The 19840-nt window shown below is 71.2% G+C and carries 18 protein-coding genes; 7 read left to right on the plus strand and 11 right to left on the minus strand.

Annotated features, from left to right (window positions below; translation table 11 throughout):
* Positions 1 to 983: 983 nt before the first annotated feature.
* Positions 984 to 1505, plus strand: coding sequence for a hypothetical protein (locus ACI782_RS23955; protein WP_456912617.1), 522 nt, complete (start codon positions 984 to 986; stop codon positions 1503 to 1505).
* A gap of 12 nt (positions 1506 to 1517) precedes the next feature.
* On the opposite strand, the gene ACI782_RS23960 is transcribed toward ACI782_RS23955, so the two are convergent.
* The 10 genes from ACI782_RS23960 to ACI782_RS24005 all read right to left on the minus strand — a co-directional run bounded on the left by ACI782_RS23960 (position 1518) and on the right by ACI782_RS24005 (position 10875).
* Positions 1518 to 1844: a Dabb family protein gene (locus tag ACI782_RS23960; protein WP_456912618.1), complete on the minus strand. Its 327-nt coding sequence runs from the start codon at positions 1842 to 1844 to the stop codon at positions 1518 to 1520.
* 208 nt (positions 1845 to 2052) lie between these two features.
* A complete protein-coding gene (locus ACI782_RS23965; RefSeq protein WP_456912619.1) occupies positions 2053 to 2808 on the minus strand; it encodes an SDR family NAD(P)-dependent oxidoreductase in 756 nt (251 codons plus the stop codon).
* Positions 2809 to 2814: 6 nt separating this feature from the next.
* Positions 2815 to 3225, minus strand: a complete 411-nt coding sequence (locus ACI782_RS23970; protein WP_456912620.1) for a GlcG/HbpS family heme-binding protein — start codon at positions 3223 to 3225, stop codon at positions 2815 to 2817.
* A gap of 63 nt (positions 3226 to 3288) precedes the next feature.
* Positions 3289 to 4701 carry an MFS transporter gene (locus tag ACI782_RS23975; RefSeq protein ID WP_456912621.1) on the minus strand — a complete coding sequence of 471 codons (1413 nt, stop codon included), beginning with the start codon at positions 4699 to 4701 and terminating at the stop codon, positions 3289 to 3291.
* A gap of 84 nt (positions 4702 to 4785) precedes the next feature.
* Complete coding sequence (locus ACI782_RS23980; protein WP_456912622.1) at positions 4786 to 6429, minus strand: GMC family oxidoreductase; 1644 nt, start codon at positions 6427 to 6429, stop codon at positions 4786 to 4788.
* A complete protein-coding gene (locus ACI782_RS23985) occupies positions 6416 to 6913 on the minus strand; it encodes a hypothetical protein (protein WP_456912623.1) in 498 nt (165 codons plus the stop codon). Before ACI782_RS23985 ends, ACI782_RS23980 begins: the two co-directional genes overlap by 14 nt.
* Positions 6914 to 6946: 33 nt before the next feature.
* Positions 6947 to 7843: an IclR family transcriptional regulator gene (locus ACI782_RS23990; protein ID WP_456912624.1), complete on the minus strand. Its 897-nt coding sequence runs from the start codon at positions 7841 to 7843 to the stop codon at positions 6947 to 6949.
* Positions 7844 to 7998: 155 nt separating this feature from the next.
* A complete protein-coding gene (locus tag ACI782_RS23995) occupies positions 7999 to 8811 on the minus strand; it encodes a cyclase family protein (protein ID WP_456912625.1) in 813 nt (270 codons plus the stop codon).
* 4 nt (positions 8812 to 8815) lie between these two features.
* Positions 8816 to 9238, minus strand: coding sequence for a hypothetical protein (locus tag ACI782_RS24000; RefSeq protein ID WP_456912626.1), 423 nt, complete (start codon positions 9236 to 9238; stop codon positions 8816 to 8818).
* On the minus strand, positions 9235 to 10875 hold the full coding sequence (locus tag ACI782_RS24005; protein WP_456912627.1) for a GMC family oxidoreductase: 1641 nt from the start codon (positions 10873 to 10875) through the stop codon (positions 9235 to 9237). Before ACI782_RS24005 ends, ACI782_RS24000 begins: the two co-directional genes overlap by 4 nt.
* Before the next feature lie 259 nt (positions 10876 to 11134).
* Between ACI782_RS24005 and lhgO the strand changes: the two genes are divergently transcribed.
* The gene (lhgO, locus tag ACI782_RS24010; RefSeq protein WP_456912628.1) at positions 11135 to 12346 is read left to right on the plus strand and encodes an L-2-hydroxyglutarate oxidase; all 1212 of its coding nucleotides are present in this window, start codon (positions 11135 to 11137) and stop codon (positions 12344 to 12346) included.
* A gap of 33 nt (positions 12347 to 12379) precedes the next feature.
* Here lhgO and ACI782_RS24015 read toward each other — a convergent pair whose 3' ends face one another.
* On the minus strand, positions 12380 to 13267 hold the full coding sequence (locus ACI782_RS24015; protein ID WP_456912629.1) for a DUF6282 family protein: 888 nt from the start codon (positions 13265 to 13267) through the stop codon (positions 12380 to 12382).
* A 134-nt stretch (positions 13268 to 13401) separates the two neighbouring features.
* On the opposite strand from ACI782_RS24015, the gene ACI782_RS24020 reads away from it, so the two are divergent.
* From ACI782_RS24020 to ACI782_RS24040, 5 genes are read left to right on the plus strand one after another with little or no spacing between them, the layout of a single operon-like run.
* Entirely contained in the window at positions 13402 to 14211 is an 810-nt protein-coding gene (locus ACI782_RS24020) for an FAD binding domain-containing protein (RefSeq protein ID WP_456912630.1), read from the plus strand.
* The gene (locus ACI782_RS24025; protein ID WP_456912631.1) at positions 14208 to 14669 is read left to right on the plus strand and encodes a (2Fe-2S)-binding protein; all 462 of its coding nucleotides are present in this window, start codon (positions 14208 to 14210) and stop codon (positions 14667 to 14669) included. The genes ACI782_RS24020 and ACI782_RS24025 overlap by 4 nt, the downstream gene beginning before the upstream one ends.
* Positions 14657 to 16786: a xanthine dehydrogenase family protein molybdopterin-binding subunit gene (locus ACI782_RS24030; protein ID WP_456912632.1), complete on the plus strand. Its 2130-nt coding sequence runs from the start codon at positions 14657 to 14659 to the stop codon at positions 16784 to 16786. Before ACI782_RS24025 ends, ACI782_RS24030 begins: the two co-directional genes overlap by 13 nt.
* Before the next feature lie 19 nt (positions 16787 to 16805).
* Entirely contained in the window at positions 16806 to 18050 is a 1245-nt protein-coding gene (locus ACI782_RS24035) for a CaiB/BaiF CoA transferase family protein (RefSeq protein WP_456912633.1), read from the plus strand.
* Positions 18047 to 19618, plus strand: coding sequence for a thiamine pyrophosphate-binding protein (locus ACI782_RS24040; RefSeq protein ID WP_456912634.1), 1572 nt, complete (start codon positions 18047 to 18049; stop codon positions 19616 to 19618). The genes ACI782_RS24035 and ACI782_RS24040 overlap by 4 nt, the downstream gene beginning before the upstream one ends.
* The last annotated feature ends 222 nt before the right edge of the window (positions 19619 to 19840 follow it).

Raw genomic sequence — 19840 nt, forward strand, 5'->3', positions numbered from 1 at the left:
CGCGCAGCTGGACCGAGCGGGCCTATCCCGGCCTGGTCCACTACAACCGGCTCGACCGCGGCGGGCACTTCGCGGCGTGGGAACAGCCGCAGCTCCTCGTGGAGGAGCTCCGGGCGGGTTTCCGGTCGCTCCGCGCAGCCGATGTCCCCGAGCCGCGCCGCTGATCGTCCTCGCCCTCGCCGCGGCGCCCTGCCCACCAGCCCGGTCCCGGAGACCACGATCCGGCGGAACAGGCGGCCGGTGAAGACGCCGCGGGCGGCGCACCATGGCCCTGCCGCCGTTCGTCGTCGACCTGCTCCGCCGCCGCTGCGCCCGCATCCCCCCGGACGCCGACCCACCGGTGGTCTTCCGCGATCTGCACGGCCGGCTGTGGGACCCGAACAACACCAACGGTGACCTGCGCCGCGCCCTGACCGACCGGGCTTCGACTGGGTCACCTCACACGTCTTCCGCGGAACCGTGGGCACCCGGCTCGATGAGGCCGGCCGGTCCGCCCGGCAGATCGCCGACCACCTCGGCCACCCCCGGCCCAGCCTCACCCAGGACGTCTACACGGGGCCGCCGGCTCGCCAGCCCCGAAGCAGCCGCCGCCCTGCAGCGCTCGCTACAACAGCAGCCTCGAGCCCCAGCCGTCCGGGATCGATCGGCCCCCACGGCCATCCCCGGCCGCCTCGCGCCGTCCTCGGACAATCCCGAAGGCGGTCGCGTTCCACTGTGCGGGAAGGGGTTTGTTGGTCGTCCGCCGGTCCTTGGTAGATCAAGTACTGACACGACGCGCCGCTGAACTGCGGTCTTGCCCCCCCGATTGGACTCGAACCAATGACCCTGCGATTGGACGGTTCTACTTGACCGCAGTCCTCCGCACGTGGCCGGAACAGCCCTCTGGCCAGCTCCTACGTGCAGATGCGCACACCGGTGCCGCCCGTTCCACACCTCCGTTCACCCCTGATCGATGGGGGAGAACGGGGCTGACGTGGGGCGGCATGGGACGCCCACCGCTGGCCCTGGGCACTGCCGGAGCCATCCGCTACTACGAGACCGCCACCGGCTACCGCGCCCGCGTCCTGGTCCGCGACCACGACGGCCACGTCCGCGCCCCCGAGCGGCGCGCGCCCAGCAAGACCGCCGCCGAGCGGGCGCTCGAGCCAGCCCTGCGGGACCACGCCCCCGCCCAGGCCCACGGCGAGATCACCGCCGACAGCCGCGTCACCGACCTCGCCGAGGCCTGGCACGCCGGGCTGGCCGCCCTGTCCCCATCACGATGCAGGCCTACCGCGATCGGCTGGACCGCCAGCTCCTCCCCCGCCTCGGCGCCCTCCGCATCCGCGAACTCAGCGTCGGCACCTGCGCGGCATCGCCGACCAACACAAGCGCGTCACGTCCTGTCTCTCCAAGCAGTCGGAGTACTCAGACTCCTTCACGAGTCGTTGAGTGGCGAACTGCGGGCGCTGGTCGAGCCGCTGATCCAGCCGCAGAAGGTCGGTCGTTGCCGTGCACACGCCTGAGAGCCCGCGCTCTCAGGGATGTGCTCCATGACGTGCGCTTGGGTCCAGGTCGATCTGGACTGCCCGCCGTGCGGCCGCCATCCCGAGGATGTGTTGCTCGACCAGGCGCCGATGTGCGGGATGGTCGAGGTAGCGGTCGACATCGGCAGCGGACTCGAGTTCGGCCACCACTCCGAAGTCGAGGTTGCCCTCGCGCAATCCCAGGTCCGGGCCGAACCGGTAGGAACGCACTCCCCCGATGAGCCCCGGCATCGTGGCGAGGTCGGCGCACAGCGCGGCCACCTGCTCTCGCGTCACCTCGGGCTTCCACTCGAACATCGCAATGTGCAGCACGGGCATGGGGTCACCACCTCACTCGTGGAACTGGCAGGAGGCACGAGCCGGACGCGGGATCCGTGGGGGCGGAGCCCGGACGGTCCCGCGGTCGGACACCCTGGGAATCCGCCCTCGACATGACGCGGCGTGGGTCCGGTACGACGGGACCTGCGAGGTCGCGCCCCGTCCGCCGTGCCGTGGAGGGCCTCCCCCACGGATCCGGCTCCCGCGGTCAGTACACCCCACCGTCGATGACGAGGGCTTGGCCGGTCATGTACGAGGAGCCGTCCGAGGCCAGATACACCACGATCGGCGCGATCTCCTCCGGTGTCCCCTGCCTGCGCATGGGGACGATCTGCTCGACGACGCGCTCCTGTTCCTCCCGCCCACCCATGAAGTCGATCGCGGGCTGGTTGAACGGCGTGTCGATCCATCCGGGGCACACGGCGTTCACCCTGATCTTGTCCGGGGCGAGCTCCGGGGCCAGCGCCTTGGTGAACGCCACGATCGCGCCTTTGGAGGCCGAGTAGGCCGTCAAGCCTGCGCCGCCCTTCACGGCAGCGAGTGAGGCCATGTTGATGATGGAGCCACCGCCGGCCTGGCGCAGGACCGGGACGGCGTGCTTGATCCCGAAGAAGCACGAGCGCGGGTTGACCGCCATCAGCAGGTCCCACTGCTCCTGGTCGAACTCCGTGATCGGGCCGGACCGTTGCGCCCCGGCGTTGTTGAAGAGGACGTCCAGGCCGCCGAGGGCCTCGGCGCCGTCCTTCACCAGCGCCTCGACGTCGTTCTCCTTGGTGACGTCGGTCCGCACGAAGTGTGCCTCACCACCCTGGTCACGGATTTCCGCGACCGTGCGTTGCCCGGCGTCCTCGTTGATGTCGGCAACGACGACGCCCGCGCCCTCCTGTGCGAACATCCGCGCGGTGACGGCACCGATCCCGGTCGCCGCGCCGGTGATGATCGCTCTCTTGCCCTGCAGTTGCATCGCGTCCTACCCAGTGGATTTCAGCGCTTCGGCCGCAGCCGCAGCGATCTCGTCGTCCTGGTCGACCGTGCCGCCCGCCACGCCGACAGCGCCGACCACCTCGCCACCGACCTCCAGGGGACGTCCACCGCCGAAGGTGACGAGCGGGCGGCTGTGAGTGTGCTCCAGCCCGAACAACGGCTGCCCCGGCTGGGTCAGGGGTCCGATGTCCTTGGTGGCCATGCGCATGGAGCAGGCGGTGTAGGCCTTCCCCATGGAGATCTCGGTGCTGGCGAGGAGCGCTCCGTCCTGCCGGGCGAAGGCGAGCAGCTCGCGCCCTGCGTCGACGACGGCGACGCTCGAGGGGGAACCGATCTCCGTGGCCTTCTGCAGCGCCGCGTCCAGTGCTGCGCGCGCGTGTTCATATTGCAGTCCCATGTGCTGTCCTCTCCGTCGTCGGGCAGCTCGTCGGCCGCCGTCAGGTACGAGTGGTCTGCGGTCTCACTCCTGCGGCATGCCGGCACTCACGTGGGTGCGTTCCCGGGAGACCAGCGCACGGTCGCGCTCCTTGAAACGTCCGACCGTCTCACGCGTGAACAGGGCGATGATGATCGCCGAGATGAGGGAGACGGCCACGAGGAAGTAGAGCGCGTAGTAGTACCCGGATGCGCTCTCGAACCCGCCACCGACGCCGATGAGCCATCCGATGACCAGCGGGGACACACCGCCGACGTAGAGGAAGAACAGGAGGATGGAGTTCGCCGTCCCCATGGCTCCCGGCTCCGCCGAGTCCGAACCGAACGCGTACAGGACCGGGAAGATCGCGTTCGTGGCCAGCCCGGCGAACAACTGGACGGCGATGAGGACCCCTACACCCTCTGCGGAGTACCGGAGCAGGTAGAGCCCGATCGCCAACCAGGTGAAAGCGATGATCAGGCTCAGCTTCCGGCCGATGTAGTCCGAGACGACGCCCCAGAAGATCTGGCCGATGCCGCCGGTGATCGTGAAGACGGCGCTGTAGGCAGCCGCCTGCGCGAAGCTGAAACCACCGACGAAGGCGATGTACTGCGGGAGCCAGAAGCTGATGCCGGTGTAGATCATGATGCCGAACATGGAGGCCAGCGCGGGGACGAGGATGTTGGGGTTGGCCAGGCTCCGCCCCAGCGCACCGGGCTCGGCGTGGTGCTGCTCCTCCCCCGCCCCTCCAGAGAGTGGCTTGGTCAAGCCCGCTGCCGTGGTATCACGCTCGAACCTCCGATAACGCTCCGGGGTGCTGTACCACCACCAGCCGATCCAGATGGGGATCATCGCCAGCGGGATGATGAGGAACACGTAACGCCAGTTCTCCGGGCCGAAGGCGGCCAGGATCGCCCCGGTGGCGATGGCTCCCAGACCCGTCCCCCAGGGATAGGCGGCGTGCTGGATGCCGAGCGCCAGTCCCCGCTTCTCCACCGGATACCACTCGGCCATCGAGGTGACCTCGACCGCTTCCCCGGCGCCGCCGAAGGCATTCTTGATCGACTGCAGCACGACGACGTTCCAGATCGTCATCGTCAGAGCCTTGAGCCCGGTGAGGATCGAGAACACGAAGTAGCCCGCCGCCACGATGGCGTTGCGGTACTTCCGCGCCCAGCCGTGCCCGCCCTTGTCGAACCACGGCCCAGCCGGGATCGCGACCAAGGCCGTGGCCACCGTGACGATCGTGCTGATCACGCCGGCTTCCCCGGGGGTGAGGTCGAACTCCTCGACCATCGGAGGCAGCACGTAGTAGAAGATCTGGCGGGTGTTCGCGTTCATCGCGTACACGAGCCACAGGAACACGAGGGCCCCGATCGCCGTCGCCGGGATGCGGAGTCCCCGCTTCTTCGTCGGCTCCTGCGCGGGTCCGGCGGCCGGCCTGCCCGTGTCAGTCATCGCCCCTGCCCCTTCCGCGATGAGGTGGTCGTCCTCTTCGGTTCTCTGGCCGTGCTCTCCGGGCCTCTGGGCCTTGGGTCGGCCTCACGCCCCGGCGCCGGCCTCCACTCGGGCGTACTTGTTGCTGACAAGCCCCTCAGCGCACCGGAGGGCGAGCGCCCCGATCGTCGCGGTGGGGTTGTTGGCGCCGCCGGTGGTCATGGAGCTCCCGTCGCAGACCACCAGGCCGGGTACGCCCCAGGCGCGGTGCCAGGCGTCGACGACGGAGTCCTCCGGTGAGTCCCCCATCCGGCACGTGCCCATCAGGTGCCATCCGGGGCCGTTGTAGCCGTCGGCGACCGACTGGGCGTCCACCTTGCGGGCGCCGCTTGCCTCCGCGATCTCGTGCAACCGCGCCGTCCCGAACTCCAGCAGCGTCCGGTCGTTGTCGCTCAGGGTGTACTGACGACGGGCGGCCGGCAGTCCGCTGGAGTCGGTCACCTCCGGATCGAGCGTGATGCGGTTGTCCGACCTCGGCAGGTCGTCGACCTGGATCGCCGCGAAGACGTGCCGGTCGAAGCGCCGACCGAACTCCAGCCGGTGGTCCGGCCCCCATGGCGTGGGGTCCAGCCCCGTGGTGGCTCCGAGTGCACTCACCGCCGGACCCCACCCTGCCCCGAAGGTGATGGTCATGCCGTTGACCGCACCGCGCGACAGGTCGGTCTGGTGGAACTCGTGGGTGAACAGCCCGGCGCCCCACGGCCCCTTGTAGTGCTCCGTCGGCTCGTCGAACCACATGTCGGCGAGCACGTAGGCGTGTGTGATGAGGTTGCGGCCCACCTGGTCGTGTTCGTTGGCGAGGCCGTCGGGGTGTCCGGGCCCGGCCGAGTTCAGCAGCAGGCGCGGCGAGCCGATGCCGTTGCAGGCGACGACGACGAGCGGCGCCTCGATGCGGTGCATGGCGCCGGTGTCGCGGTCGATGTAGTCGACCCCGTCGACCGCGCCGGTCCGATCCGTGGTGATCCGGGCGACCCGGGCGTTCGTGCGCAGATCGAGCCCTCGCCGCGTCGCCGGCAGGATGTAGGCCTGCGTGGCGGTCCCGAGTGAGCCCCGGGGGCATCCGGCCATGCAGAACCCGCAGTGGTTGCACGGGAGGCGGCCGCGGTACGGCTCGGAGATGATCGCGTTGTCCGCCGGCCACCAGTGCCAGCCGAGCCGGTCGAGCCCGGCCGCGATGAGGTCGTAGTAGCGGCCGTGCTTCAGCGGGGGGCACTGCCTCGGCTCGCGCGGCGGGTGGCTGGGATCCCCGGCGAGGCCGGAGATCCCGAAGCGCCGGTCGTTCTCCTCGTAGTACGGGACCAGGTCCTCGTGGCTGATCGGCCAGTCGATGGAGTTCTCCAGACCGTGCTCGGTCCCGCGCCGGAACTCCGCCGGCTTCATGCGGTGCCAGAACCCGGCGTAGTGGTTGCTGCTCCCCCCCACCGCGTTGAACAGGAAGGGACGGAACCCCTGCCCCGTGACGGGGTAGTCCTGGTCGAGTCGTCGGACGTTGGGATCGAACGCCCACTCCCGCGAGATGCCGAACTCCCAGTCCTCGCGCAGGATGGCGTGGTCCACGTCGTGGATCCAGGGGCCCTGCTCGAGCAGGACCGCACGCACGCCGCCGCTCTCGAGCAGTCTCGCGGCGATCGCCCCGCCCGCGACACCGGCCCCGACGATGACGACGTCGACCTGCTCAGTCGAGGACACGACGGACCTCCTCCGTACGCTGGTAGGAGCCGCGCGGGTTCGCCGGAACGGGCGCCTCCCGCTCGATCCGGTAGCCGAAGGGCTGTGGGGCGCCGTGGTAGTCCGAGCCCGCCTCCCGGAGCGCATCGACCACGCTGCCGGAGGTGTAGTAGCCGTAGTAGACCCAGTTCCGCAGTTCCAGGAAGCTCACCGGGTCCTCGGTCTCCAGGCGCTGCAGCGCGGTGGTGATCGCGGCCGGAGACCCCTGGTCGATGCCCCCCAGGATCCGTTCCAGCGTGTCCCGCTCGGTGGGGTCGACCCGCTCGGAGACGAAGCGGGTCACGAGGTGGGCCGCTTCCGGGAAACCCGTCTGCGGGGGGATCATGACGTCCGCGATCCGGCCGAGCCGTTCGAGCAGCTCCTCGGACATCGGGGCGGCGTGATGGCCCGGATATGACGGGTGCTCCATCTCCACCCGGGACGTGTACTCGGCTGCCCCAGACATCCGGTCCTCCAGAGTCGCTCTGCTCCTAGGCCCTCACCCGTCCGCGCCGACGGAGGACGGCACGGTCGCCTTCGGTGTCCGGCCGCCCGAGCGGCCGGCCGGGTTCTCGTACCGGAGAGCGCACTCCTGCTCCGCTGCCCCGCTGTCCGGCACCGTCGCGAGAACGGTGCGCCGGGCGTTCCGGAGGCTCTCCGAGGCCCAGGCGGCGGCGTCGACCACGGAGGCGCAGAGGTCGTCGACCTGGGGTTCGAATCTCGACGAGGGGACGCAGACGGCCATCGCGGCAGTAGCCGGCCCGGGGTGGACCTCGTGAACGGGCGCGGCGACGCCCGAGACGCCGTCCCGGAACCCCTCCCGGTTGATCGCGTAACCCTTCTGGCGTATCGATCGGATCTCCGCCCACACTGCCTCGGACGTCACCCGCGAGCGCGGGGTGTGCTGGACCAGGCAGGAGGCGGTGAGGATCGCCTGGACCTCGTCGTGGGGGAGGTGGGCGAGCAGGGCCAGGCCCGACGAGACGGCGTGTAGGGGCATCAGTCGCCCCAACGGGTACGTGCTGAGGACGGGAAGAGTGCTGTCGAGCTTTTCGACCACGACCGCCTTGTCACCGTCCCGGACCGCCAGGAGCACCGTCTCGCCCGTCTTCCGCCAGAGCCAGCGCATGGCCGGCATGCACGCCGAGGTCAGGGTCTCGGCAGCTCCGGGGTGCGTGGAGAGCTGGGCGGCGGTCAGGCCGAAGGAGTACCGGGCGGTGACGGGGTCCTGGACCACGTAGCCCCGGGCGCGCAGCGTGCCGAGCATCCGGTGGACCGTGGCCTTGGACAGCCCGAACTCCCGGCTCAGCCCGGTGACCGTCTGTGGCGCCGCGGTGCTGGCCAGGTACTCCATGAGCGCCAAGGCCTGGTCGACCGACTTCAGCGTGCGGACCACACGGGGAGCGTCTGCTCGGGGCCCGTGTCCGTCAACACCGTTGCCACATGGGGAACGGAGCTGTCTGAAAAAGCTGCAGGTGGGGCTCGGGGCAATGCCCGGTTCCCCCCGCTTCGGGCGCTGCCGCTCGGGCCCGGACGCCTCCTTCGCTCCCGTCACGGCGGGACAATCGCCAGTGGGCGGACCGGCGAACCGGTCACGCCCGCCATCTTCAGTGGGAGGCAGACGAAGACGAACTCCTGCCTCCCCTCGGCCGAGAGCCGTTCGAGCAGGAGGTTCTCGAGGATGTAGATCCCGTGCCGCACGATGAGGACGGCGTGACCGGGCAGGGTGCGGTTGTCCGCCCCGACCGGCCCGATGGGGTCCCAGGCCACGTTGTCGGCGCCCACGGCCAACACATCCCGCCCGGCCAGCCACTCCGATGCCGAGGTGGCCATCCCGGCGCCCCGAAGGTAGTCGTCAGGGTCCCGCCACCGCGCACCGTTGCCCGTGCGCACCAGGACCACGTCACCGGAGGTCACGGAGATCCGCTGCGCCTCCGCCGCGGCGGCGAGCTCCTCGCCGCCGACCAGCTCGCCCGGCGGTATCCGGTCGACGCCTCGGTGCCGCGCGACGTCGATGAGGACACCGCGAGCCAGGATCGGGTCGATGGTCTCCGCTCCGAGTTCGGTGAAGCCCGTCGTCGACTGGACCTGGGCGTCCACCCCCCGTCCGCCGAACATCTGCATGTCCTCGGCCTGGTGGCAGAGCGCGTCGATGTGCGTGCCGGAGTGCTCCGCCATGACGACCACACCGGAGGCGCTCGTCCGGGCCTCGAGTCCGCGCTCGTGACGCCGGTGCAGGAAGTAGAGGAAACCGGGCCGGTGCGCCGGGAAGGTCGGTGCCCCCTCGTAGCGCGGTTGTTCGAGGTCGTAGACGGTGGCGTCGCGGAGCGCGGTGAGCAGGGGGGCCACCGCGTCGGTGGACATCAGGTCAGGGACCAGGCGTAGGCCGGTAGACGGGGCCACGTCCGACCACCCGCTGCAGCATGGGGTCGGAGGCATCGATCTGGTCCCGCTCCAGCCGCTGCCGGTCGTAGAGCTGTCCCGGGTAGCCGATGAGGTCGCGCACGCGCTTGTCGGTGTAGTAGGCACCGGTCACCGTCATCGCGAGCGCCTCGAACGCCGCCGGGTCGTCGCGCTGCAGGTCCCTGATCTGTTCAGCGGCGTCCGGACCGGTGCCGGCCCTCAGCACCCGCGACAGATCGGCCTCGAGGTCCGGCCGGACGCGCAACACGCGGTCCAGTCCCTCGGCGGCGACACCGACCTCGCTGGCGGCCGGCATGCCCTCCGCCGCCGGCACGAGGACGTCGGCGAGCGCGGCGAGGGTCGAGCGCTGCGTTGCGTCGATGGTCACGTCGGCACCTCCTGGTTGCGCCGCTCGGCGATGAGGTGGGTGACGCAGCGGAGCGCGACCGCGGCCAAGGTGGCAGTGGGGTTGGCCCCTGCCGACGTGGGGAAGACGCTGCCGTCGTACACGTACAGGTTCGGCACGTCATGGGCCCGACCCCACTGGTCGACCACGGAGGTCGCTGGGTCCTCCCCCATCTTGCAGGTGCCCATCAGGTGCCAACCGCAGTCGCGCATCAGCCGGGTGACGGCGGTCTTCTGCGCGCCGGCGGCCTCGTGGGCCTCCTGAGCACGGGCCACGTGGAAGTCCAGCATCGCCCGGGTGTTGTCCGAGTTGCGGTACACGATCTTCGGCGCGGGGATCCCGTCCGAGTCGCGCAGCGCAGGGTCCAGCCTGATCTGGTTGGACTCCTCGGGCAGGTCCTCGGCGATGATCCCCCACTCGAAGCCGTGCCCGAACTCCTCGTGGAGGTTGCGGTGCAGCGCCGGGCCGAAGCGCTCCTCGAGGGGTGCGCCCCCGTATCCCGACCGGAGCCCCAGCGGCCCTCCGGTCGGCATGACCTGCCACTTGGCACCGCGCACGAAACCGCGTGACTCGTCGGTCTCGTAGAACTGCATCGACTGGATCATCTGGCCGGAGGGGCCGAGCCAGCTCTCCAGTGGGTCCTCGTAGAAACCCACCACCGCCGCGTAGGGGTGCATCATCAACCGCTTGCCGACCAGCCCCGAGGAGTTGGCCAGGCCGTCGGGGAAGCGCGAGGACGTCGACAGCAGCAGCAGGCGGGGCGTGCCCACTCCGTTGGCGCACACGATCACGACCTGGGCGTCCTGCCTGTGCTCGCGGCCGTCCCGGTCCACGTACACCGCCCCGGTGGCCCGCCCCTGGCCGTCCACGGTGATCTCCCGCACCCGGGCCCCGGTGACCAGACGGGCTCCTGCCTCGGTGGCCGTCGGCCAGTGGGTGAGGTCGGTCGACGCCTTGGCGTGGTCCGGGCAACCGGTCAGGCAGGTCCCGCGCAGGCCACAGGCGCGGAGGTTCCCATGGTCGCGGGATGCGATGGCGTTGGGACCAGGCCACCAGTGCCATCCCAGCGCGTCCAGTCCCTCCGCCGCCTTGTGGCCCATCCTGCCGATGGGGAGGGGTGGGAGGGGCATGGCGGCACCGTCCGGATAGGCGGGATCCCCGCCGAGGCCGGAGACGGCGAACTCCTTCTCCACCTCCTGATAGGAGGGCAACAGGTCCTCGTACGTGAACGGCCAGTCGTCCGCGATGCCGTCGAGGGTGCGGACCCGGAAGTCCGACGGCAGCATGCGCACCCAGTGGGCCGCCCAGAGGATGGTGCTGCCGCCGACGCCGTTCCACATCAGCGGATTGACGTCCGACTCGGACGTCTCGCAGGGGTAGTCGGCGGCCCGGCCGCGGACGTTCGGGTTCGGGTGCCAGGTCTTCGGGGCCAGCAGTTCCCATTCGAGCTTGTCGCCCGGGAACTCCCGGGGATCGGTGAAGCCTCCTTGCTCGAGGCAGACCACGTCGAAGCCGGCGCGGGCCAACCGCGCCGCCGCGACCGAGCCCGACGCGCCGGCTCCGATGATCACCACGTCGGCGACGGTGTCCGCGCCCGTCACCCGATCGGCTCGGGTCATCAGCCCACCCTCCTTGCCCAGGAGCGACTTCGACGACGCAGGGTCAGCGGGTGTCCAGAGCGTAGGAGTCGGCGGGTGCCGCGCCAACGGCGTTGCCGACAGCGGAACACCGGATCCTCCCCGATCGGATGACTGACGGCACGGTGCCGCGCACACCCGGGAAGTGCGAAGCTGACGGCACGCGCTCCTGCCGACCCGGTTCCCCTTGGCAGTGGGTGCTCGCGCACCGGGAGCTGCCAGATCCTCCCCGGAGACGTTGATGGAGATCGACTACTGCGTGATCGGTGGCGGCATCGTCGGGATGGCGACCGCGATGAGCCTGCTCGAACGGCGCCCGGGCGCCGGCCTGGTCCTGCTCGAGAAGGAGACGCGACTCGCTCGACACCAGACCGGCCACAACAGCGGAGTGATCCACTCGGGTATCTACTACCAGCCGGGCAGCTTCAAGGCGGAGCTGTGCCGCCGGGGCGCCGAGGCGACCAAGGCCTTCTGCGCCGAACACGGCATTCCCGTGGCGGTGCTGGGAAAGCTCCTGGTGGCGACGGATGCGCGGGACGCCGAGAGGATGGCCGGGCTCGAGGAGAGGGCGCGGCAGAACGGCATCGACGCGGTGCGGTTCACCGGGTCCGAGCTCCGTGCGCTCGAACCCCATGTCGTGGGGGTGGGGGCTCTGCTGGTCGAAGCGACGGGCAGCGTCGACTACACGCGGGTGTGCGCCGCCATGGAAGAGGTGGTGCGTGCTGCCGGCGGGCGGATCGAGCTGGGTGTCCAGGTGTCTGACATCACCGAGTCCCCGACCGCGGTGTCGATCGTCGCGACCGACAGCGGGCCCACCCAGCGACGTTGGACCGCGCGCCACCTCGTCGTCTGTGCAGGGCTGCAGTCCGATCGGCTGGCGCGGCTGGCGGGGCTCACGCCGGATGCGCGGATCGTGCCGTTCCGCGGGGAGTACTACCGGCTACCGGAGAGCAGGAGGGACCTCGTCCACCACCTGATCTACCCGATCCCGGACCCAGATCTGCCGTTCCTCGGCGTGCACATCACCCCCATGGTCGACGGTCGGGTCACGGTCGGACCCAACGCCGTCCTCGGCCTCTCCCGGGAGGGGTACCGCAAGCTCTCGGTGTCGCCCCGCGACGTCTGGGACTACCTCTCCTTCGCGGGCTTCTGGCGGCTGGCCGCCCACAACGTCCGGACCGGGGCGATCGAAGTGCGCAACTCGCTGGCCAAGCGCGGCTACCTCGACGCTGTCCGCCGCTACTGCCCGGAGATACGGCTCGCGGACCTGCTCCCCGAGGAGGCCGGGATTCGGGCCCAGGCGGTCCTGCCCGACGGAACGCTGGTCCACGACTTCCTGTTCACCGAGTCCGACCGGATGTTGCACGTCATCAACGCCCCGTCCCCAGCGGCGACGGCGGCCATCCCCATCGGGCAGATGATCGCCGACCGGTGCATCACCGCCCGAGCGTGAGTTCCCGGCCGTTCCCGGAGCACTCCCCGCCGGTCAGTCCAGCAACCGGCGCGGCGCCTCGGCGGTCATGTAGCGGACCTCGTCGGGAGTGAGGCCCTCGGCGAGCATCCCCTCGATGAACAGCCGCAGCGCCTCCACGGGGTGGGGGTTGATCGCCTGTCCCCCGTCAGTGGCGAGGTAGCAGGACTCCACGCCGACGGCCCGGATGAGATCGGCGAGGTGACGCATGGTCTGCGGCGGCTCGATGATCTTCGTGACGAAGGCGTAGTGCATCTCGTTCATCGCCCCCATCGCGGCGAGCTCGGCCATGTCCTCGGCGCTGGCGCCGACGAAGGCGGCATGGGGATGGGTCACGACCAGGCGGTCGATGCCGATCTCCCGCGCGCGACGGAAGACCGCGATGGCCTCGGCCGGCGAGACGTGCCCGGAGCACAGGATCATGTCGTGCTCCTTGATCAGCTGCAGGACCTCCTCCGTCTCGGGCCTCAGCCTGCCGTCCTCGGTTGTGACGACGATGCCCTCGCTCTCGAGCGGGGACTGGTCCCGCAGGACCGGGACGTTGTCGGCTCGGGCGAGGAAGTGGCGGGCACCCAGCGTGGGGAGCCACACGATCCGGCCGCCCTGCCTGGCCGACTCCCGGACCGCATAGGGGTTCAGCCCGCCAACCGGGTAGTTCAGGGCCACGCCGCCGACCACGGGGAAGCCGGTGCGTCGGCTCGCCGTCTCCGCCCGCGCCGCGGTGTCCGTCGAGTGGCTCTTGACCGCGATGGCGACCATGCCGGCGGTCTTCGCCTCCTCGGCAGCCTCGATGGCGTCGACCGACCGGGGGAAGATGTCCGGAGCCGTGTGGATGTGCAGGTCCACCGCCCCCCGCAGCAGCGTGCGGGCCAGCTCGGTGCGCTGCTCTGCACCACCGGTCATGCGGGACAGCTTCCCACCGACGACGCCCCGGCGACTCGTGCTGCGGTGCACGGCCAGGACCGGGGACCGGCTCGACACCACCGAGTCCGAGGCTCGCCTAGCGTGGGCCTGCGTCGCACACCTCAGGGGGGTGCATGAAGCCGCCGGGATTCGACTACCACCGCCCGGACTCACTGGCCGAGGCGGTCGACGTGCTGGCGCGGTGGGGATCCGAGGCGGCGGTGCTCGCCGGGGGGCAGAGCCTCGTGCCGCTCCTGGCGTTGCGCCGGGCGCGCCCGCGGCACCTGGTGGACCTGCAGCGTCTCGGCGAGTTGACGACGGTCGAGCGGGCGGACGGGGTGCTGCGGATCGGCGCGATGGTCCGCCACCGACAGCTGGAGCAGAGCGGCTTGGCGCCGCGGCTGGTGCGACGCGCAGCTCGGCACATCGGCAGTGTGGAGATCCGCAACCGCGGCACGCTGGGCGGGTCGCTGGCGTTCGCGGACCCGGCCGCCGAGTGGCCGGCGGTCGCTCTGGCGACGGACGCCGTGTTGGTGGTCGCCTCGGTGCGCGGCCGCCGGCAGATCGCCGCGGCGGACTTCGTTCGGGGACCGCACGCGACGTCCCTCGCGGCCGACGAACTCCTCGTCGAGGTCCAGGTGCCGAGCGACGAGTTCCGGTTCGGCTTCGCCGAGGCCTCCCGCCGTGGCGTGGGCGACTACGCGGTCGCCGGTGCGGTCTGCCGCGGGACCACCGTGGTCGTGTTCGGTGCCGGCGGGCGACCGCAACGGCTGCCCGGCGTGGAGGCCGCGGTGCGCACCGGCGAGCCCGCGGACGTGCTGGTCCGCGTAGCCGCGGCGGAGGTCGAAGCGGTCACGGACTACCAGCGGCATGTCGCTGCCCGGATGGTCGCCAGGGCCGTCAGCGAAGCGAGGGATCCGTGGGAAGCGAGGGATCCGTGGTGAGTGGCGATGCCGAACTCTCGACGGCGGTGAACGGCAACCGGTGGACCGGCACGGTCCCGGTGCGGCTGACGCTGGTCGACTTCCTGCGCGAGCGGCTGCGCCTGACGGGCACGCACGTCGGTTGTGAGCAGGGGGTGTGCGGGGCGTGCACGGTCCTCCTCGACGGGACCGCCGTGCGGTCGTGCCTGGTGCTCGCCGTCCAGGCACAGGGCGCCGAGGTGACCACGGTGGAGGGCCTGGGCGGACCGCAGGTGTCCGCGCTGCAGGACGCGTTCCTCCGGCACCGGGCTCTCCAGTGCGGGTTCTGCACGCCCGGCTTCGTCGTCCTCGCGGAGGAGCTCCGCCGATCCGGGAACGGGTACAGCCGCGAGGAACTCCGCGAACTGCTCATCGGTCACGTGTGCCGCTGCACCGGCTACGAGCCGATCGTGGAGGCGGTGCACGAGTGCCTCGGCTGACCCAGGACACCGCGGCCCGGCTGGTCTCCGGCCGAGGCGAGTTCGTCGGCGACCTCGACGCGCAGGGTGGTGTCGAGGTCTGCTTCGTGCGGTCGGCGCTGGCGCACGCCCGGATCGACCGCGTGGACCTGCGGACCCCGCGGGGCGTCACCAGCGTCGAGCTGGGGCTGCGGCCGATCCCGCTGGAGGCCGGCGGCATGGTCACGGTGGACTGGCAGCCGCTGGCGCTCGACCGGGTCCGGTACGTGGGCGAACCGGTCGCCATGGTCTGGGCCGGCGACCGGTACACGGCCGAGGACCTGGCGGAGGGCGTCGTCGTCGACTGCTCGCCGCTGTCGGCCACCACCCCGGTCCACGACGCGGCTCCCGACGACGTGCTGCTGTCACGGGTCGTGGCCTCGGGCGGCGGCCTGGACGACGCGATGAGGGAAGCGGATCTGGTCGTCGAGCGGACGTTCCGCCCGGCGCGCCAGTCGGCCGTGCCGCTCGAGACCCGCGGCGTCGTGGCCGAGCACGACGCCGCGACCGGCGTGACGACGATCTGGACGTCGACCCAGCTGCCGCACCTGGTCCGCCGCGGGATAGCCCACGCTCTCGGCGCGGACGAGGCGTCGGTACGGGTGCTCGTCCCGAACGTCGGTGGAGGGTTCGGGCTCAAGGCGAACCTCTACGCGGAGGAGATTGCGCTCGCCGCGCTCACCCGGCGTCTCGGCGTCCCGGTGCGGTGGATCGAGGACCGCACCGAGAACCTGCTCGCCGGGACGCACGCGCACGACACGCAGATCACCGTCCGTGTCGCCGCGGACAGGAGCGGCCGGCTCCTCGCGGTCGACGCCGCGGTCCGCGCTGACGTGGGCGCGTACTCCGTGTGGCCAGCAACCGCGCTGCCGGAGGCTGCCGTCGCGGCGATGAGCCTGTTCGCGCCGTACGTGTTCCCCACGTTCCGCGTCCGGATCGAGGCAGTGGCGACGAACAAGGCCCCAGTCGGGCCGTGCCGCGGGATCGGCCAGAACGCCGCCGTCTTCGCGACGGAACGGGCCATGGACCTCATCGCGGCCGAGCTGGGCATCGACCCGGTGGAGGTGCGGCGGCGCAATGTCGTCCGCGATCTCGCCTGGACCAGCCCGACCGGCCGCAAGCTGGACTCCGGCGACTACGACGCGCTGCTGTCGCTGGTCGAACCCGACTACCGACGCCTCCGAGACGTCCAGGCCGAGGCACGGGCGGCCGGGCGCCTGTTCGGCGTCGGGATCGGCGTCTTCAACGAGATCAGCGCCAGCGGGTCACAGGCCTACCGGGCCCGCGGCGTCACGTCCCTGCCCGGCACGGACGCCGCACGCGCCGTCGTCACCGAGGACGGCCGGATCGAGGTCTACACCAGCGCTGCCGACGCCGGTCAGGGTCACGCGGACGCTTACCGGACCCTCGCTGCTGCCGAGCTGGGCCTGAGCCCCGATCGGATCGACGTCATCGAGGGGGACACGACACGGTGCCCCGCGGGCAGCGGGACGTTCATCTCCCGCGGCGCGGTCGGCGTCGCAGCGTCCGTCCTCGAGGCGTTGCGCGGAGTCGTGAAGAACGACTGCGCGCCAGGAACCGACGTGACCCACGTTCACGACCCGACCCAGGTCTACCCGTGCGGGGTCCACCTCGCCGCCGTCGAGATGGACCCGGCCGACCTGGTCCCCAAGGTCGTCTCCTACCTGGCGGTGGAGGACTGCGGCCGGATCATCGACCCCGACGTCGTCGACGGGCAGATCCGCGGCGGCGTCGCCATGGGCATCGGCGAGGTCCTGTATGAAGCGCACCGGTACTCCGGCGACGGGCAACTCGAGACGGCGACGCTGCGCGACTACCTCCTGCCACTCGCCACGACCGTTCCCGACATCGAGGTCCGGCACCACGAGTCACCGACCCCGGCCACCCCGCTCGGCACGAAGGGCGTCGGCGAGTCAGGGACGATCGGCGCCTTCGGGGCCGTGCCCAACGCCGTCGCGGACGCCCTCGCGGACCTCGGCGTCGAGCTGACCGAACTCCCGCACACGCCGGAGCGGGTCTTCGCGGCCATGACAGCGGCATCAGGCACGTCGCCCCCCGGTGGCGGGCACGCCGGCTGAACTCGAGGAGGCGGTGGCGGTGACCGGTCCGCTGGCGGGGCTGCGCGTCGTCGACCTCACCCAGGTGCTGTCGGGACCCTTCTGCACCATGCTGCTCGCCGACCTCGGCGCCGACGTGGTCAAGGTCGAACCGCCGGCTGGTGACGTCGCCCGGAGGTGGGGCCCCCCTGTCGGGTCGCCCGACGACGAGACCACTCGGGACGACGCCTCGTACGGCGGTTACTTCGCCAGCGTCAACCGGAACAAGCGGAGCATCTGCCTGGACCTCAAGTCGGTGGACGGGCGACAGACGCTCCTCGACCTGCTCGCCGACGCGGACGTCGTCGTCGAGAACTTCCGGGTGGGGGTGATGGACCGCTTCGGGTTGGCCTACGAGCAGCTGCACGAGCGGTTCCCGAAGCTGGTCTACGCCAGCATCCGCGGCTTCGGTGACCCCCGCACCGGACGCAGCCCGTACGCGGACTGGCCCGCCTTCGACATCATCGCCCAGGCCATGGGCGGCGTCATGGGTGTCACCGGGACCGACGTCGACCACCCGGTGAAGGTCGGGCCCGGCGTGGGCGACATCTTCCCCGCCGTGCTGGCGGCAGTGGGCATCCTCGCGGCCGTGCGGCATGCCGAGACGACCGGCTCCGGGCAGCTGGTGGACGTCGCCATGTACGACTCGGTGCTCGCGCTGACCGAGCGGATCGTCTACCAGCACTCCATCACGGGGATCAGCCCGTCTCCGCAGGGCAACACGCATCCGCTGCTGTGCCCCTACGGCGTCGTGCGCACGGCCGACGGTTTCGTCACAGTCGCGACCCCGTCCGACCACCACTGGGAGCTGCTGACCGAGATGGTCGGCCGGCCTGAGCTGGGCACCGATCCGCGCTTCGCCACCAACGCCGCCCGCCTCCGGTCCTCCGACGAGGTCTACGGCATCGTCGAGGACTGGTCCCGGCCGCGATCGACCTCGGATGTGGTGTCCGCGCTGGCCGGCCGGATCCCGTGCGGCCCGGTCAACACCGCAGCGGACCTCGCGGCGGACCCCCACGTCGCTGCCCGGGACATGATCGTGCAGGTCGACCACCCGGCGGGCCGGATGATCGGGATCGCCGGGACCCCGATCAAGTTCACGGGCACACCGTCCTCTCACTTCGTCCGCGCGCCGCTGCTGGGCGAGCACACCGCCGAGATCCTGGAGGAGCTGGACGGGCGCCGAGCCGGTCGAGTCACCGGACCCGCCTCAGCCCCCGCCGGCCCGGCAGGAGGATCGACGTGACCGCTCGCGCCCTGGCCCAGTCGCTCGCCGAGGGTCTGTCCGCCGCCGGTGTGCGGAAGATCTTCGGCATGCCGGGGGGCGGACCCAGCCTGGACATGATCGGGGCGGCCGCCGACCTCGGCATCGACTTCGTCCTCGCCCACGGTGAGACCGCCGCCTGCATCATGGCCGCCAGCTACGGCCGGCTGACGAGAACGCCTGGCGTGGCCGTGGTGACGCGCGGCCCGGGGCTCACGAGCGCAGGCAACGGCCTGGCCCAGGCGACCCTCGACCGCTTTCCGCTCGTGCTCGTCAGCGATGCCGTCTCCCATGCCTCCGCCGACCGGGTCGCCCACCAGCGGCTGGACCAGATCGCCGCTGCGGCGCCGCTCACCAAGTGGAGCGGCACCCTCGGAACCGGGGACCCGGCCTGGGTCGCCGCGGCCGCCGCAGTCCTGGCCCTGACCGCACCGGCTGGCGCGGTCCACCTGGCCTTCGACCCGACCGTCCCCGGCGACCCCGCCCCGCAGGTCCCGGTCCGTCCCAGCCCACCCGACGCCGCAGCGCTGGCGAGCGCCCGGGAGCTGCTGGCGAGGGCCAGCCGTCCGGTCGTCGTCATCGGTGTGGACGCGGCGTCGCACCCGCTCGAGGTCCGGACGACGTTGCGGACCTTCGATGCCCCGGTGCTGACCACCTATGAGGCCAAGGGGACCGTGCCGGAGTCCTGGCCCACCTACGCGGGTCTGTTCACGGGAGCGGTGATCGAGCGCGCGCTGCTGGAGCAGGCCGACCTGATCCTCGGGCTGGGCCTGGATCCCGTGGAACCGATGCCCGGAGCGTGGGCCTACGACGCGCCGGTCGTCCTCCTGCACTCCCACCCGGTGGAGACCGCGTTCTTCGGCGCCCCCGTGCTGGTCACGGGGGACTACGGGGAGCTCCTGCCGGAACTCCTGGCCGGTTGCCGGCCGAAGTGGCCGACCGGGATCGGCGCCGAGATGCGGCGAGGCGATCTCGACCGCCTGGAGTGGGCCTCTGACCGCCTGACCCCGCACGACGTCGTCCGCACCACGCAGGCTGTTCTCGGTGACGTCACCCTGACCGTCGACGCGGGCGCTCACATGCTCGTCGCGATGCCGCTCTGGCAGACCGACGAACCCGATTCGGTGCTCATCTCCAACGGCCTGGCCACGATGGGGTTCGCTCTGCCCGCCGCGATCGCCGCCGCGCTCGCCAAGCCGGGACGCCGGGTCGTGTGCTTCGTCGGGGACGGCGGGCTGGGGATGGTGCTGGCGGAACTGGAGACCCTCGCGCGGCTCCATCTGGACGTTATCGTGGTGGTCTTCAACGATGCGACGCTCACGCTCATCGAGCTCAAGCAGACCGAGGGTCAGGGCGGCAGGGGCGCGGTCGGTTACCGCACCGTCGACTTCGCCGGGATCGCCACCGCGATGGGTGTCCCCGGCGTCGTGGTGCACGAAGTCCAGGGACTCGCAGCGGCGCTCACTCAGCCGGGTGCCGGCCCCCGGCTCGTCGATGCGCGGGTGGACCCCTCCGCGTACCCGCACGTGATCCGGACGATCCGCGGATGACCACCCCCTCAGCCCGTAGGACGTGTGGATGCTGCTGGACGAGATCATGGATCACCCAAGGCGCCCATCAGACGCCTCTCCGGAGCTTCTTCGCCGATCCTGAACTGGCGTACATCATCGCCATCGCCTGAGGTCAACCTCCGGCAATCTGCTTGGTGAGTGGGCCGCTATGGGATGCCTGGCCCGGCCGCGCAAAGGGCAGCGGCGATGGATCAACTCGGT

The organism is Geodermatophilus sp. SYSU D00703 (assembly GCF_054050155.1).

Bases quoted from the DNA above. Each gene is read 5' to 3' on its own strand.
- ACI782_RS23970 (WP_456912620.1), bottom strand. From the start codon at position 3,225: ATGGGACTGCAATATGAACACGCGCGCGCAGCACTGGACGCGGCGCTG.
- ACI782_RS23995 (WP_456912625.1), bottom strand. From the start codon at position 8,811: ATGTCCACCGACGCGGTGGCCCCCCTGCTCACCGCGCTCCGCGACGCC.
- ACI782_RS23960 (WP_456912618.1), bottom strand. From the start codon at position 1,844: ATGCCCGTGCTGCACATTGCGATGTTCGAGTGGAAGCCCGAGGTGACG.
- ACI782_RS24005 (WP_456912627.1), bottom strand. From the start codon at position 10,875: ATGACCCGAGCCGATCGGGTGACGGGCGCGGACACCGTCGCCGACGTG.
- ACI782_RS24020 (WP_456912630.1), top strand. From the start codon at position 13,402: ATGAAGCCGCCGGGATTCGACTACCACCGCCCGGACTCACTGGCCGAG.
- ACI782_RS23975 (WP_456912621.1), bottom strand. From the start codon at position 4,701: ATGACTGACACGGGCAGGCCGGCCGCCGGACCCGCGCAGGAGCCGACG.
- ACI782_RS23985 (WP_456912623.1), bottom strand. From the start codon at position 6,913: ATGTCTGGGGCAGCCGAGTACACGTCCCGGGTGGAGATGGAGCACCCG.
- ACI782_RS23965 (WP_456912619.1), bottom strand. From the start codon at position 2,808: ATGCAACTGCAGGGCAAGAGAGCGATCATCACCGGCGCGGCGACCGGG.
- lhgO (WP_456912628.1), top strand. From the start codon at position 11,135: ATGGAGATCGACTACTGCGTGATCGGTGGCGGCATCGTCGGGATGGCG.
- ACI782_RS23955 (WP_456912617.1), top strand. From the start codon at position 984: ATGGGACGCCCACCGCTGGCCCTGGGCACTGCCGGAGCCATCCGCTAC.
- ACI782_RS24015 (WP_456912629.1), bottom strand. From the start codon at position 13,267: ATGACCGGTGGTGCAGAGCAGCGCACCGAGCTGGCCCGCACGCTGCTG.